Genomic DNA, 16,404 nt, shown 5'->3' with positions numbered 1-16,404 from the left:
TATCTACATAAGGCATTTTATTTCAAATGCCTAAGAACAACAACGGAAAAAATTATGGAAAGACAAATAAAAAGTCATTCAAAGTTTGGAATTAGACAGATTACTGTAATTGGAATGCTGTCTGGGATTTCTATTGTACTGGGAATTACAGGACTGGGTTTTATACCTATTCCACCGGTGAAAGCCACTATAATGCATGTGCCTGTTATAATAGGTTCTATTTTAGAAGGACCTATAGTTGGTGCCTCAGTAGGGCTTATTTTCGGTATATTTAGTGTGATTCAGTCTATAACTGCACCTACACCAGTTTCTTTTGTATTTATGAATCCACTGGTATCAGTTTTACCTAGAGTACTCATAGGTATAATACCTTATTATGTATACAGGTGCTTGAGTATGAAGAAAAAAATTATTTCTATAGGAATAGCTTCAGCAGTAGGCTCATTGATGAATACTATTGGGGTTTTAGGAATGATATACATTATATATCTTGGATCTTATGCAAAGGCTTTGAATATAAGTTCAAGTGTTGCCCAAAAGGGAATTATAGCTGTAGGTGTTACAAATGGTATACCTGAAATGATTTTATGTATACTTATTACAATATCTGTAGTTACTGCAGTTACCAAGATAAAACACAAATAGATGCAATTATGTTTTATCTTAAATTGATAATATAGAAATAAACCCTAAGCTTTTAGCTTAGGGTTTTGATATAGGAGGAAAAAAATGAAGGAAATAATATTTAATAGCATAGAGGGAATGAGAATAGGAAATTCTCAAAAATTAAATGGACCTACAGGTTGTACTGTACTTGTGTTTGAAGAAGGAGCAAGTGCTGGAGTTGATGTAAGGGGAGGTTCTCCAGGTACAAGGGAAACTGATCTCTTAAATCCTGTAAACTTAGTAGATAGAATTCATGCCGTAGTACTTGCAGGAGGAAGTGCTTTTGGGCTTGATACAGCAGGAGGAGTAATGCAGTACTTAGAAGAAAAGAGTATTGGTTTTGATGTATCAGTTACAAAAGTGCCTATAGTTTGTGAAGCTGTTTTATTTGATTTGAATATAGGAGATTTTAGAGTAAGACCAGATAAAGCTATGGGATATGAAGCCTGTAAAAATTCAGAATTAAATTTATGTGAAAATGGAAATGTAGGTGCTGGAGCAGGTGCAACTGTAGGAAAGATACTTGGAAATGAACATGCAATGAAGGGCGGACTTGGAACTTTTGCAATTCAGGTTGGAGAACTTAAGGTAGGAGCTGTAGTTGCAGTTAATTGTCTTGGAGATGTAATAGATAGCAAGAGCCAGCATATAATTGCAGGAGCCTTAAATGAGGATGGAAAATCTTTTGCAGGCACTGAAAAAGTAATGCTTGAAAGATATTCTGAAAAGAAGAATTTGTTTAGTGGAAATACTACTATTGGGGCTGTGGTGACCAATGGAAATTTCACAAAAACACAAATGAATAAAGTTGCTTCAATGGCACATAATGGCTATGGAAGAGCGATAAGACCTGCCCACTCTATGTTTGATGGAGATACTATTTTTGCTGCGTCATGTGGAAAAGTGGAAGCTGATTTAAGTGTAGTTGGATTTTTAGCTGCTGAAGTTATGGAAAAAGCTATTGTAAGAGCTGTAAAAAGTGCAGATTCAATTTTAGAATATAAAAGTTATAAAGACCTTTAAGTATGTATAACTACATAAACAAAGTTCTTGCCATCAGATGGAGTTTTGACTCCACCTGATGCTTATTAACAGGATTCTTAGTGCTTCAGCACTTAGAAGGCGTTATCCTTTAGGGAAAATCGTTATCCAGGGACGTAGCTGCTCTAATACTCCTACTTGGAGAAGTAGGAGTATTAGAGCAGGTAGTCATCGGATAAATGTAACTTTATATAGCATTTGTGATAGAATATAATTGTTAAAATGGTATAGTGATTTTAAGTAAAAATTAAACTATAACTATAACAGAATGGGAGATGGAATTTAATGGACAATGATAATGAATTAAATTCAATGAATGAAGTTATGGATCAAATTGATTCATCTATGAAAAATGTGAGAAATGGAGAAGTAGTAAAAGGTAAAGTAATTTCTGTAACTGATGAACAGGCTACGGTAAATATTGGTTACATAGTTGATGGAATATTGCCTAAAAATGAAATATGTAAAAATGAAAATGCAAATGTGGATGAAGTCCTAAAAGTTGGGGATGAGATATACGTTTATGTAATTAAAACAAATGATGAAGATGGAAATGTACTTTTGTCAAAAATTAAAGCAGATAGGGAGATATGCTGGGACAGACTTACTGAGCTGCTAAAGGATGATAAAGCATTTGAAATAGTGGTAAAACAAGTGGTAAAAGGTGGAGTAATCACTGATTTATATGGCCTTAGAGCATTTATACCGGCTTCACAACTTTCAGTTAAATACGTTAGTGATTTAAACGAATTTTTAGGAAAAACTCTTTTGGTGAAGATAATAGAACTGGATAAAAGTAAATCAAGAATTGTGTTATCTAGGAAAGAAGTAGAAAAGCTAGAGGTTGAAAAGAAAAAAGAAAAACTTTGGAGCAGCATATCTAAAGGAGATAAGGTGAAAGGAGTAGTAAGTAGGCTAACTGGATTTGGAGCTTTTATTGATTTAGGTGGTGTAGAAGGACTTGCACATATTTCAGAACTTTCTTGGAGAAGAATAAAAAATCCTTCTGAAGTAGTGTCTGTTGGGGATTGTGTAGAGGTATATGTGCTGAACACAGATAAAGATAAAAATAGAATATCACTTTCCTTAAAGGATACGAAAAAAAATCCATGGGATAATATAGATGAAAAGTATAATGTAAATGATATGATAGAGGGAACTGTAAGCAAGATTATAAATATAGGTGCATTTGTAGAAATTGAACCAGGAGTAGAAGGACTTGTCCATATTTCAGAAATATCTGAAGAACATATTGCAAAGCCATCTGATGTATTAAGAGTAGGTGATAGAGTAAAAGTAAGGGTATTGGACATAAATACAAAAGATAGTAGAATATCTCTTAGTATAAAAGATACAGTGGATAAGCCTAAAGATAATTTTAAACAGTATTTAGATGAAGATGAAAGTGGAGTTACCCTTGGGGATTTACTAAAAGATAAATTAAAAAACATAAAATTTGAATAAAAGTGTTTTCAAAATCATGAAATGATTATATAATTTAAAGACAATATACAAATTTATTAACACTTCCAAGTAAGATTTTGCAATATGATTATAATAGTAACAATTTAAATAGTAAAATATATTTTACAATCCCTGTAAATAAATGAGGATGAAAGTTGGTGCCCATATGGCCTTTGTATTAGCTGATATGATAAATATATCCGAACTTAAAAATTTAATGGAAAGATTTTATTCTATAACTTCAATAGCCTGTTATGTAAAAGATGTAAGTGGAGAAGTACTTAATATAAATTCACAAAAATACATACATATATTTGATAAATTAGGTGATAACAAAAAAGAAGAATATATATTAAATCAAATTAGAAACGAAAGGAAAATAGGAGTTTTCGAGGGATATAGTAATTTAGTTTACATAGGTATACCAATTACCATAAACGAAGAGAATATTGGCACAATTTTTTTAAACCCTGTTTTTCTTGAACAGTCTGATAAAGATTGTTTTAAAGTTAAATTTGAAGAATCTAACTTTGATGAAGGAAAATATAAGCTTCTAATAAAAAATACACCTGTTATTTCGGAAAGGTACATTGAAAAAATTACCCAGTTTTTTCATTATGGATTGATATTAGCACAAAAGACAGAAGATGGATTTATCACGGATTTGGATACAAATAAAAAGCTAAATCAAAGTTATGTAGAACTTTTTGGTATATATGAACAATTATGTGCATCAGAACGGCAGCTTAGATCTAAATATGATGGGATAAAAAAATTAGCCTATTATGATCAATTAACTAACTTACCTAATTGGAATCTTTTCAAAAAGGAAGTTGAAAAGAGAATAGAAAAAAGATCAGGGGATAATTTTTCTATATTCCAAATAGACTTGGATAATTTTAAAAATATAAATGATATCTTTGGGTATGAGTATGGAGATAAACTGTTAAGAAAAACAGGAGAGGTTTTAAGCCAATTGCATTTGGGTATGGTTGCAAGGATGGGCGGAAGTGAGTTTTTAATTTTAAAAAGTGGATATGATAATAAACAGCATTTGGAAAGCATAGCTCAGTGTATGATAAATACTATAAGTGGACTTTGGAATATAGATGGAACGGAAACCTTAATATCGGTTACTGTAGGAATAACTGTATATCCTAGGGACGGAGAGGAAGTTGCCACTTTACTTAGGAATGTAGATATAGCGTTAAATAGAACTAAATTGCTAGGTAAAAATTCTTATAAATTGTTTGAAAAATCCATGTACAATGAAATTTTGAAAAAAGTTGAGATGGAAAAAGAGCTGAGAAAGGCAATAAAAAATAATGAATTTATTCTATACTATCAACCTCAAGTGGATATGGAGAATACAAAAGTAGTAGGTTTTGAAGCCTTAATTAGATGGAATAGTCCTAAGTTAGGATGGGTTATGCCTTTAGAATTTATAAATTTGGCAGAGGAAACAGGACTTATAATACCTATAGGAGAATGGGTCTTGAAAACTGCTTGTTCTCAAAATAAGATATGGAAGGATAATGGATATTCTTATGATTTCATATCCATAAATGTATCGCCAATACAACTTAAAGAAGATAATTTTGTATATACGGTGAAGAAGGTTCTGGAGGAAACAGAATTAAAACCAGAATACCTGGAAATAGAAATAACTGAAAGTGTTATGATGGAGTCTCTTGAAAGTAATCTTAAAGTGATAAATGAACTTAAAAATATGGGAGTAAAAGTTGCACTTGATGATTTTGGAAGTGGGTATTCTTCTTTGAACTATTTAAAAAGTATTCCAATAAATACGCTTAAAATTGACAAAACTTTTATAGATGGTATATGCAGTGATTATTATGAAGACATTATAACGGAAGAGATAATAAAACTTGCCCATAGAATGAAATTGGAAGTAGTAGCAGAAGGTGTTGAAGAAGAAAATCAGATTAAATCTTTGAAAGGTAAAAATTGTAATAAAATTCAGGGATATTATTTCGGAAAACCAATGCCGTCAGAAGATATAAAAGATTTTTTAAAAAAACAGCTTTAATGTAATAAATGCCATCGTATTTATTACATTAAAGCTGGCTTACCTTCTGGTAAGTCAATGACTTAACGTAGATTTTTAACTGTCACAAATAGTTCCAACACCAAAATCAGTATTATTCCAAAGCACTTCTATATTTTTTTCTCCATCCAAAAAGGAATAATTTTCTTTAAACCAATTTATCAATTTATCATCTCTTTCTATGCTTGTGGAATTTTGTGTAAATATATTTACGCATCCATATTGAAAATATTTAAGTAAGTAATCTATATCTTTTTTTATCATTTCAGTAGTCTGTCCTTTTATGCCAACTAAAAGGCATATGGACTTAAAATATTTGGCAACTTCAGCTGGACCAGAAAAAACAGCACCTTTACGTAATACCTTATTTCTAAAATTATCGTCAAAGGTTTCGATACCACATTTAAATATTATAGGTACTTTAAAAAAATTCTCCATTTCATGAAGCCTGTCTTTGTAAAGCCAGTGGCTTTCAAAAAATAACTTTTTTATGCCTTTTGAAACTACCACAGATTTAATGTACTCCAGTGTTTGAATTGGTAATTCAAAGCAGCTTCCTGAATTTATGATTTCCAGAGTTTTATATTTTCCTGTAACTTTTTTGAGAATGTTCTCATTAAAAATTATATTTGAATTAGTGTCTGTGCTGTTGTCATCTATGTAATCACAAAAACTGCAGTGTCCCCATATACAAGGAGAGGCTTTAAGTAAAACAATCTCCCTGGGATTTTTTTGTGTTACTAAGCTGTATCTTATCATATTAAAATCCTCCCTATTTAGTGCATTTATCTTAAAAATATGTTCAGCTTTAAAGATTTGCGTGTCTATAATACTACAAAATTAATAAGAATGTAAAGAAGAGTTATTTGCGTGATTAGAAAATTACTAACTGTAAGTTTTTGACTGCATTTTAAGTAACATTTATCTAAAAAATTATTTTTTTAGATAAATGTTATTTTTTTTATAAATTGAGGAAGGAAAAAACAATATATTGTAGAATATATAAAATGAGCTATATAATTACAAAATTTTTACTAAGGAGTGGAGTATAAAATGAAAAATTTAAAAAAATCTTTATTAAGTAAGACAATGAAGGCAGTAGGTTCATTATCTTTATTTTTGGCAGCAATAGTTATAACCCCTACATCAACAGGTATGGGATATCAGCCAAAATGCCCTGAAGAACTTTTAAAGTAGTACATCAAGTTTTTATAAATATTGTAGTTAAATTATTATATAATGTTAATCTTTTAACTACAGTATTTATATAAAAGACATACATAGGGGAGAAAGCATATGGATATGGTAAAAGAAATAATATTGGATAGTATTGAAGCTTTACTTTTTTTAGGAGTTTTTCAATCACTTTATAATAAAAAAAGATTTATAAAAGACAATAAAATAAAAACAATCTTATTTTGCACATTATTTGTTAGTATAACTTGTTGTAGCACATTTTATATTCCAAATGTTTATCATACACTTTTTCTTTCAGTATGTGATGTTTTGTTATTGACATACATTACAAAAATAAAGATATATAATTCTATGGTTATATACTGCTTATTTGTTACAATAATTTTGGCTACAGAAATTTTCGTTGAAATTATTGAAATGATAATATTTAATGTAAATATAAATCAGGTTTTTTTAAAACGTCAATATGTATGGACATTTTTAATATCATCTAAACTTTTACAAGTAGTTATTGTAATTATATTTCTGAAATTTAATTTTTATTTTACAAAACTTAAGCTATTTGAAAAAGAAGGCCATGTTTTTTCAAATTTAATAATTGAGATAGGGGTAGTTACTTTATTTGTATACAGTGTTAATTTAAGTATCTTTGATATAAAAAGCATACAAACTTATAATATCTTAATTTTTACCGTATATTTCGTATTTTTAATTTTAAAATTTAAGAATTTAAAGGAAAAACAGACCCTTGTAAACATAAATGCTAAGTATAAAGTTCAAGAAAGCCAAATTAAAAATATGGAAGAAATAATTAGTATAATAAGACAGGAAAAACACGATTTTGCCAATCACATAAATGTCATACAAGGGCTATGCATGTTAAACAAACCTAACACTGTTGAAAAAATAAACGACTATGTGTTAAAAATTTCAGATACTGTACATTCTTCTTTTAAGTACTTAGATACAGGAAATGATTACATAGATGGGCTATTGTCTATCAAAAATAACTATGCTATGAAAAATAATATAGATTTTGAAGTGATGATTGATGAACCTTTTGATTTGATAAAAATTAGACAGGATGAGTTGATAAGCATTATAAGTAATCTAGTAGACAATGCTTTTGAGGCATTCCAATCTAAAATATATACAGATTATAAAGAGATAGCTGTAAGTACCTTTAGGGAACATGAGGATTTTTGTATTGAAGTAGCTGACAATGGAGATGCTATTTCAGAAAATATGAGAAAAAAGATTTTTGATAAAGGCTTCTCTACGAAAACCAGCAAAAAAAGTGATCATGGTTTTGGGCTGTATATTATTAAGCAGCTAGTTGAAAAAAATAATGGAAGTATATGTGTGGAAAGTAGTCCGGAAATTACTAAATTCACAGTAAGATTTAAGATAGAAGGATAGATAAATGGATAAACTTATAGGGGCTATAGTAAAAAAAATTTCTGAAACAAATCCTCAATTTTCTGATTTGGAACTAAAAAAGATGGAATATGGATTGCTTTGTATTTTTGATGAAATAACAAAAATTATTCCATATTTTATTATATTTTGGCTGTTTTCATTGCAGCGGTATTATATAGTTATTCTTATATTTTTTTGCCCAATTAGGATATTCTCAGGAGGGTATCATGCAAAAACCTATTGGGGATGTTTTTTCATTAGTTTTATTGTATTTTTATCTATAATAATTGTTGGAAAGTATGTTTCATTTAATACATATATATTGTTGATGTTGGAGTTTGTTTCCTTTGTACTTATTTGTATTTTTTCTCCTGTAGATAATATTAATAAAAGGATAAAAAGTAAAGAACGAAGAATGAAGCTTAAATATGTCTCTATGATAATTACGTCCTTTTTAATTATATTATGCTACTTTTTACCACATAAGTTTTTAAATACTGCAGTAATATCTATTGCTAGTGCAGCAGCGTTTATGATTGCTGGTAAATTTAAATAATTCATAATTTTATTTAGAGCTGGTATTTACCAGTTCTTATTTTTTTACTTTTAAATACAGTTAGTGAATACTATGGGGGTATTCCCAATAGATTAATATTTATAAGAATTTCCTTCCTTTCTATACTAATTTGAGAGAGGAGGGAATAATATGAGTGAAATTGAAGAAATATTGCAAAAAATAACTGAATTAAGAAAAGAACTAGAGAATTTAATTGAGCAAAAGAAAAATTTGATCGATCCAGAAGTGGTTGTTGCAAGTCAAATGTTGGATTCAATTTTAAATGAATACAATAAAATAGTAAAAAGTAAAACCGATAGTTAATAGAGCTGGCACATTAATTAATTAGTGTGCCAGCATTTATCTATAAAATTGCTATTGCAACAGCGACATATAAAAGTTAGCATACTAGGAAATAATAAAGGGTATCAAATTTAAAAACAAAAAAACTATTGACATTATATTTGTTATGTTTTATAATATATCTTGCAGTTACAAAAAATTCCCTAGTTTTTATAGGTAGAGGAATAAATTAGTACACTTAAGTATATAACCTGTAAATTAATGATTTCTAAAGTGTTTTTATTTTATGGATACTTATTCATATATAAGAAGAAGGAAATCTGTTTAACGTTGGGGTGTAGCCAAGTGGTAAGGCAATGGACTTTGACTCCATCATTCGTAGGTTCAAATCCTGCCATCCCAGCCAATGGTTTACTAGCTCAGTTGGTAGAGCACATGACTTTTAATCATGTTGTCCGGGGTTCGATTCCCCGGTAAGCCACCAATTTAATCAAGGTTGTAGTTTTGTGGTAAAGTTGTAACGAGGGAAAATCCTAATATTTATTTTTTATATATGCAGGTGTGGCGGAATTGGCAGACGCACTAGACTTAGGATCTAGCGCTTTACGGCGTGGGGGTTCGACTCCCTTCACCTGCACCATTGATTTACAAGAAAGTTCAAGTTATATTCAAGTTATAAATGATAAGAATGGCTTGTAAGTTACACACAAGTATAATAAAAGGATTTTATTGCAGGAATTAGACTTATCATCTAATTCCTATTTATTTTATTATCTAAAAAATAGATGAAAGGACGATTGTGGGCATGGATGTTACCTGGCAGAGTATAATATTCGAACTTATGTTGTTATTAGTACTCACGGTGATTAATGCATTTTTTTCAGCCATAGAAATGGCTATAGTTGCTTTAAACAAAAGTAGAATTAATTATTTAGCAGAAGAGGGGAATAAAAAGGCAAAGAGGATATTGAAATTATTAAAAGAACCAAACAATTTTCTAGCTACTATACAGGTGGGAATAACTCTTGCTGGATTTTTAGCTAGTGCGTTTGCAGCTACTACCTTATCGGAGAAGTTTTCATTTTTTTTGGGTAAACTTCACGTTCCCTATAGTGACAAACTGTCTGTAATTATAATTACAGTGCTATTATCTTATGTTACTCTTGTATTTGGAGAATTATTTCCAAAGAGAATTGCACTTCAAAAATCAGAAACAATATCAATGGCATTAATAAATCCAACTTTGTTTATAAGTAAGTTGATGTTACCCTTTGTAAAATTACTTTCAGGTTCTACTAATGTCCTTTTAAAAATATGTAATATAAGTACAGAAAATATTGAAGATGAAGTATCTGAAGAAGAAATTAGATCAATGATAGAACTTGGACAGGAAACAGGAGTTTTTAATCAATCTGAAAAGAAAATGATAGAGGGAATATTTAAATTCGATGATAAACTAGCAAAAGAAGTTATGACTCCTAGAACAGAAGTATTTGTTATAGATATAAATGACATAGATTCGGGTACTATTGAAAGTATTATTGAAGAAAAATATTCTAGAATACCTGTTTATAGAGATGATATAGACAATATAATAGGTATATTGTATGTTAAGGATCTATTTGTGAAGCTTATGAAAACTTCTGCAGATAATGTAGATATAGAACCACTGCTCAGAACTCCTTATTTTATACCGGAAAATAAAAATATAGATGTACTTTTTAAAGAGCTCCAAAATACTAAAAATCATATGGCAATTTTAATTGATGAATATGGTGGATTTTCTGGAATTGTAACTATAGAAGACTTGATTGAAGAGGTAATGGGAAATATCTTTGATGAGTATGATGATAATGACCAGTATATAAATAAAATTGATCAGGATACTTATCTAGTAAGTGGATTAGTATCAATAGATGAAGTAAATGAATTTTTAAATTTAGAATTGGAATCAGATAATTCAGATACTATAGGTGGTTTTGTAATAGAACTTTTAGGAAGCATTCCTAAAGAAGGGGAAGAAAATACAGTTGAATATGAAAATATAATTTTTAAAGTGGAAAAAGTAGATGAGAAGAGAATAGAGAGCTTAAAGATATATATTCCAAATGAAAGTCATAGTAATGAAAATTAAATGTGTGATTGTTGTGTAGTATATATCTATTTTAAATATAGTTTTATTTTTCAAGAAAGGAAGATATAAAGATATGGGATTAGATAAAATATTTTTTAGAAAATTTTTACAAAGTGCCTTTTCGGACACTGTAGCAGTTAAGTATTGGGATGGTTCTGAAGAAAAGTATGGAGAGGGAGACATAAAATTTAAAGTATGTATGAATAAGCCCATTTCTGAAAAAGACATATTGCGAGATCCTTTTCTTACTCTAGGAGAGGCATATATGGACGGGATTCTTGATTTTGAAGGAAATATTAGAGAAATATTAGAATCAGTATATAAGAATAGAGAAAGCTTTTTAAATAAAGCGGATATATTTTCTAAAGTGTACAAAATACTTCCAAATACTTTAAAGAGAAGCAAAACTGATGTACAGTATCACTATGACCAGGGAAATGATTTCTACAGTTTATGGCTTGATAAAACAATGAGTTATTCTTGTGCATATTTTAAGCATGAAAATGATTCCCTTTATCAGGCACAATTGAATAAGGTAGATCATATATTGAAAAAGCTTAATTTAAAAGAGGGACAAACACTTTTAGATATAGGATGTGGATGGGGAGAACTCATTCTCATGGCTGCAAAAAAATATGGAGTAAAGGCTGTAGGCATAACTTTAAGTAAGGAACAGTTAAAAAAAGCAAATGAAAGAATAGAGGAAAATAATTTACAGGGGAAAGTTGAAGTTAAACTTGCAGATTATAGAGAACTTGCAGATAAAAAAGAAAAATTTGATAGAATAGTAAGTGTAGGAATGATTGAACATGTGGGAAGAAAAAATTTGTCCACTTATATGGAAGATGTAAGAGATATGCTAAATCCAGGAGGAGTATCACTTCTTCATTGTATTACTGCACAAACAGAAGGAGAAGTGAATGAATGGATAAAGAGATACATATTCCCAGGAGGATATATACCATCTATAAGGGAGTTAGTCAGTTTAATGGCAGATAATGATCTTCACCTTGTGGATGCAGAAAGTTTGAGACTTCATTATTTTAAAACACTAAAATGTTGGGCTGAAAACTTTGAAGGTGCTATGGATGAAGTTAAAAAAATGAAGGATACTAGATTTATAAGAATGTGGAGACTTTACTTAAATGCTTGTGCTGCTTCATTTCATTATGGGGTAGTAGATATACATCAGTTTGTATTTACAAAAGGACTTAATAATGAACTGCCAATGACAAGAAAATATTTGTATGAAGATTAAAATTATTGTAAAATCAGGGTTATAGACCCTGGTTTTTTTAAAAGTGGTATAATTACTCATTAAAAAAATTAATTTAAAAAAGTGGGTGATGAAAATAAAGTATGAAGAAATAAGAGAAATGCTTTTTAAAGATGATTTCCAAGGAAATAGTCTTGTTATAGATGGAATAAGCGGCAGTGGTAAAACTACTTTAGCACAAGAAAAATATAGACATATGATTGAATCTCAAAAAATTAAAAGTGAAGAGATTTTAGTATTTGTTATGAATTTAAATCAGATAATGGCATGGAGGAGGAATCTTTCTTTTAATTTTTGTGGTCAGTGTAAAATAAAAACTTATGCTAATTTTGTAAAAGAAGAAATTATAAAATATTGGCCAATTATTGAAAAAAGCTGTAAACTGATAGGAAAAAGCGAAATAAGACCTGAATTTGTAAATTATGATACTGCAAGGTACATGATGGAAATGCTAATTGATTATTATAGAAAAAGAAAAGGATACTTCTTAGATATAACAGTGGAATCTAAAAAAATGGCTGGCATTTTCGTTTCAAACATGAGTCAAGCTGCATGTTCATTAATTGATATGGATAAAATAGGGCACAGGTTATATAATTCTTTAAAATTGAAGAAAAATGTAAATGCCAAGAATTTTGATAAGATGGATGAAGTAATAATGCATTACACAAAAAGTTTTTTGAATTCAGGAACTATTGATATAGCTATGGCAATACAACTTTATAACAAATATTTACTTAAAGATGAAGGTTATTTAAAAAAGCTTGAGGATATAAAATATGTACTGGTAGATGATATGGATGAAATTTGTGCTGCTGAACTTAATTTGGTAGAAATAATTTCTCAAAATACACATAAGTGTTACTTTTTTTCTAACATGGAGGCAGGGTTTTGCAACTCCTATGGCTCAGATATAGATTTTATAAAGAAAAGTAAATTTTTTAGTGGTGAATTTATAAATTTAGAGGAACATTTTTTATGTAGTTCTGAGTTTTGTAACATTTTAGAAAGTCCCAATAAATTGAAATACTTAGATAATATTTATATGGATATAGGGTCCTCCTTAAGAAGTGAAATGATTGAAAAAATAGGAGATAAATTAAAGGATCTTATAGATGCTGGGACACCTCCAGGAAATATAGCTATTATATGCCCTATAAATGATTTTGTATTGAATTATGAATTACAAAGTAGGTTTAAAGATGCACCTTTTGAAATCAACAATTTAGGAAAGAAAAGCAAACTGATGGATAATGTGTATGTTCACTGCATTATAATGATTATATGCATGTGCATTGAAGATATAGAATATGATTTTACAATGGATGATTATAGAAAACTTTTTTCAACGCTTTTGGTCACAGATGCAAAAACTTCATGGATTTTATCTAAGGAAGTTGTAAATTTTCGAAAGCTAGGGGATTTAACGGATACTCAAAAGAATATTATGGGAGATGAGAGAGCCTCTAAATATAACTATATTATAAATTGGATAAGAAACTGCAGCAAAAATATTAGAAGTGACAGTATAGATATGCCAGAGCTTATAAGACTAATATTTTTAAACATTATGATAGAACTTCCAGGTTCTAGAGAAAACATAGGCATATGTGAAAACTTGAGTGAATTGGCAGATAGGTTTATAAATACTCTTGATAAATTTAAAACGATAGATAACCCATCACAAAAATTTGTAGATTTTATAATAAACGAAGCTGAAAATTTTTCTTCCTTTAGAGACATAGAAAATATGTATTTTGAAAAAAAGGATATAATTTTGAGCAGTGCCTTTAATTTTTTAACCAGTAATATAAAAAGTTCTGTACAAATTTGGACTGATGTGACGAGTAACTTGTGGAGTCCTAGAAATATAAAAAAATTTTCAAATGACTGTGTGTTAAAGAGGAGTTGGAATGAAAATGTTGTGTATACAGAGGAAATAGAAACAAAAAATAGAAAGAAAAATTTATATAGTGTAGCCAAAGCACTTTTAAGGAAGTGTAGTGGTAGAATATATTTATATGGAAGTGAATATTCTGAAATGGGGTATGAGCAAAATGGAGGATATATGGATATATGAAATTTAGAGATGATCAGTTGCCTATAATGAAATATAAAGGTGGTACTATGGCAGTTTCTGCAGTGCCTGGTGCAGGAAAAACCTTTATTACAGCACAGCTTGTTTGCAAAATAATAGAAGAAAAATTGAACAAGCCTGGAAAAGTACTTGTAGTTACATACATGAATAGTGCTGTAAATAACTTTAAAAATAGAATTTCTCACATACTTGAGGAGAGAGGAATAGATTCGAACAACGACTATGAAGTTATGACAATACATGGCCTTGCAATGAAAGTATTACAGGAGAGACCTGATGTAGTAGGACTAGATGAAAATTTTAAGGTCATAGATGATGTACAAAAGATCTTTTATTTAGATAATACTGTAAAAATGTGGAGAAAGCTGGGAGGAGAAAAGACATACAGAAGTCTTTTAAGTGAGTATGGTACTAAAAAGTATGATGAAAAAGGTGAGAGATGGTGGAAGGATTTTTTACAAATATCAGATGTGATTATAAGTGAATTAAAATTAAACGGAATAACTCCTGAGAAAGTAGAAGAAAACAGAGAGGTTTTAGGAAACAATAGCATAATTTATATTTTAAATTACATTTACTCCAGATATGAGAAAATGTTGAGTTTAAATGGATACGTTGACTATAATGATATACTTGTACTTGCTTATAAGGCACTTATTTCAGATGAGGATTTGAGAAAAAAGTTTCAACAAAAATATAGTTTTGTATTTGAAGATGAATGCCAGGATTCAAATTTGGTGCAGTGTGATATACTGTCCATTATTTCTGAAAGGGTAGGTGCAGATAATAAGAAAAGAGAATGTAATTTGGTTCGGGTAGGAGATTTAAATCAAAGTATAATGGGAAGTTTTACATCTTCAAATCCCATATATTTTAAACAATTCTTAAGAGAAGCAGATAAAAACTATGTAATGAACAGAGCAGGCAGAAGCACAAGAAATATAATGAATTTAGCTAATTCTTTAGTTGAATACACCGTAAAAAATCATCCAGAGAAAAGATGTAGAGAGGCACTTAGATATCAAAAAATACATCCTATAGAAGATGTAGAAGATTTGAAAAATCCAGAAGTTGATGAATACGGCATCTATGCATACAGCATGAGTTCTTGGGAAGATGTGAAAAAAAGGACTATAGAAGTGGTAAAAAGTTTTAAAAGCAAGCATCCAGATATGACGCTTGCCATATTAATTCCCTTTAACAGCCACGTAAAAGAAATAGCAGAAGAGCTTAGAAAAAATAAAATAGAATGTGATGAACTATCAAGCACGTCTTCAGATAGGCTTAAAATCATAAATATTTTGGGGAAAATATTAGGCTTTTTAGGAGAACCGGATAGCCTGGTGAAATTTAGAGATTTGATGTATGAAATTATAGAGGGGGACAATGAAAAAAAGAATGTTATAATAAATAACATCACAAGTTTTAAAATTGAGGACATACTAAAAGAAAGTGTATTTAAGACTACGTCTGTTTGTAAATTAGAGGAGATAGACAAGAATATATTTGAAGATTTTATATGTAAATTAAGAATGGTAAAAGATATATTGGGCAATTTGAATATGCCTTTGCAAGAATTGATTCTATATATAGGTTATGAACTTAAATTAAATAATGAAGATAAAGCTATTCTTCAATATATAGCATCTTATGTAAGGCATAAGAATGCTGAAAATAATTCTATGACTTTGGATGAAATTTCACAGGAGCTTTTAGATGTAAGAAGTTCTGCATTTACACATATATGCAATGTAATTTATGACATAAGAGGATATGAGCCAGTTCCAGAGAAAGTTACGGTTACAACTTATCATAAATCGAAGGGATTAGAATGGGACTGCGTATTTTTGTTGTATTTAAATAATTACATATATCCTTATAGTATTAAGGGGAAATTTAGATCAGAACACTATTACTTTAAAGATGAATTTAAAAATCCCACAGCTATAGGAAAAGCAGAAGTGCAAAAACTACTTCAAAATGATGTTTACTACAATCCTATTATAAAGGCTAGGGAAGAAGTGATATGTGAAAAAATACGACTTTTGTATGTGGCTATAACCAGGGCAAAGAAGTACTTAATACTCATGTCTCACTATGATGAAAACAAAAAAGATTGCCCATCTAAGTATTTTGAAATCATAAAAAAGTTCATTTGTGAGAATAAAATTTAGAATGTATA

13 protein-coding genes and 3 tRNA genes are annotated in these 16,404 nt (G+C 29.5%); 15 read left to right on the top strand and 1 reads right to left on the bottom strand.

Features of this window, described 5'->3' with window-relative positions:
- Positions 1 to 54 precede the first annotated feature (54 nt).
- From B5S50_RS04205 to B5S50_RS04190, 4 genes are all read left to right on the top strand, one after another.
- On the top strand, positions 55 to 645 hold the full coding sequence (locus B5S50_RS04205) for an ECF transporter S component (protein ID WP_217303769.1): 591 nt from the start codon (positions 55 to 57) through the stop codon (positions 643 to 645).
- An 84-nt stretch (positions 646 to 729) separates the two neighbouring features.
- Entirely contained in the window at positions 730 to 1,689 is a 960-nt protein-coding gene (locus B5S50_RS04200; protein WP_217303195.1) for a P1 family peptidase, read from the top strand.
- Between the two features lie 303 nt (positions 1,690 to 1,992).
- A complete protein-coding gene (gene rpsA / locus B5S50_RS04195; protein WP_217303194.1) occupies positions 1,993 to 3,171 on the top strand; it encodes a 30S ribosomal protein S1 in 1,179 nt (392 codons plus the stop codon).
- A 166-nt stretch (positions 3,172 to 3,337) separates the two neighbouring features.
- Positions 3,338 to 5,221, top strand: coding sequence for an EAL domain-containing protein (locus tag B5S50_RS04190; protein WP_254306703.1), 1,884 nt, complete (start codon positions 3,338 to 3,340; stop codon positions 5,219 to 5,221).
- 75 nt (positions 5,222 to 5,296) lie between these two features.
- On the opposite strand, the gene B5S50_RS04185 is transcribed toward B5S50_RS04190, so the two are convergent.
- A complete protein-coding gene (locus B5S50_RS04185) occupies positions 5,297 to 5,998 on the bottom strand; it encodes a radical SAM protein (RefSeq protein ID WP_217303192.1) in 702 nt (233 codons plus the stop codon).
- Between the two features lie 294 nt (positions 5,999 to 6,292).
- On the opposite strand from B5S50_RS04185, the gene B5S50_RS04180 reads away from it, so the two are divergent.
- The 11 genes from B5S50_RS04180 (at position 6,293) to B5S50_RS04130 (ending at position 16,396) form a co-directional block, all read left to right on the top strand.
- Positions 6,293 to 6,436, top strand: a complete 144-nt coding sequence (locus B5S50_RS04180; RefSeq protein ID WP_217303191.1) for a cyclic lactone autoinducer peptide — start codon at positions 6,293 to 6,295, stop codon at positions 6,434 to 6,436.
- A gap of 99 nt (positions 6,437 to 6,535) precedes the next feature.
- Positions 6,536 to 7,855 (top strand): ATP-binding protein, encoded by a 1,320-nt coding sequence (locus B5S50_RS04175; protein ID WP_217303190.1) that lies wholly within the window; start codon positions 6,536 to 6,538, stop codon positions 7,853 to 7,855.
- Between the two features lie 4 nt (positions 7,856 to 7,859).
- Complete coding sequence (locus B5S50_RS04170; protein ID WP_065079529.1) at positions 7,860 to 8,411, top strand: accessory gene regulator B family protein; 552 nt, start codon at positions 7,860 to 7,862, stop codon at positions 8,409 to 8,411.
- Positions 8,412 to 8,561: 150 nt separating this feature from the next.
- Positions 8,562 to 8,735, top strand: a complete 174-nt coding sequence (locus B5S50_RS04165) for an aspartyl-phosphate phosphatase Spo0E family protein (RefSeq protein WP_065079528.1) — start codon at positions 8,562 to 8,564, stop codon at positions 8,733 to 8,735.
- Positions 8,736 to 9,045: 310 nt separating this feature from the next.
- Positions 9,046 to 9,120, top strand: a tRNA-Gln gene (locus B5S50_RS04160).
- Between the two features lie 2 nt (positions 9,121 to 9,122).
- A tRNA-Lys gene (locus tag B5S50_RS04155) sits at positions 9,123 to 9,198 on the top strand.
- Positions 9,199 to 9,269: 71 nt separating this feature from the next.
- Positions 9,270 to 9,354: transfer RNA gene (locus tag B5S50_RS04150), tRNA-Leu, on the top strand.
- A gap of 165 nt (positions 9,355 to 9,519) precedes the next feature.
- Positions 9,520 to 10,848 carry a hemolysin family protein gene (locus B5S50_RS04145; RefSeq protein WP_013239484.1) on the top strand — a complete coding sequence of 443 codons (1,329 nt, stop codon included), beginning with the start codon at positions 9,520 to 9,522 and terminating at the stop codon, positions 10,846 to 10,848.
- Between the two features lie 73 nt (positions 10,849 to 10,921).
- On the top strand, positions 10,922 to 12,106 hold the full coding sequence (locus B5S50_RS04140) for a cyclopropane-fatty-acyl-phospholipid synthase family protein (protein ID WP_217303189.1): 1,185 nt from the start codon (positions 10,922 to 10,924) through the stop codon (positions 12,104 to 12,106).
- Between the two features lie 88 nt (positions 12,107 to 12,194).
- Positions 12,195 to 14,204, top strand: coding sequence for a UvrD-helicase domain-containing protein (locus tag B5S50_RS04135; RefSeq protein ID WP_217303188.1), 2,010 nt, complete (start codon positions 12,195 to 12,197; stop codon positions 14,202 to 14,204).
- Positions 14,201 to 16,396, top strand: a complete 2,196-nt coding sequence (locus tag B5S50_RS04130) for an ATP-dependent helicase (protein ID WP_217303187.1) — start codon at positions 14,201 to 14,203, stop codon at positions 16,394 to 16,396. Before B5S50_RS04135 ends, B5S50_RS04130 begins: the two co-directional genes overlap by 4 nt.
- Positions 16,397 to 16,404: the final 8 nt, after the last annotated feature.

The sequence above is a fragment of the Clostridium sp. 001 genome (assembly GCF_019056555.1).
GTDB lineage: Bacteria > Bacillota > Clostridia > Clostridiales > Clostridiaceae > Clostridium_B > Clostridium_B ragsdalei.
This window is presented reverse-complemented; position numbering and strand designations above follow the sequence as displayed.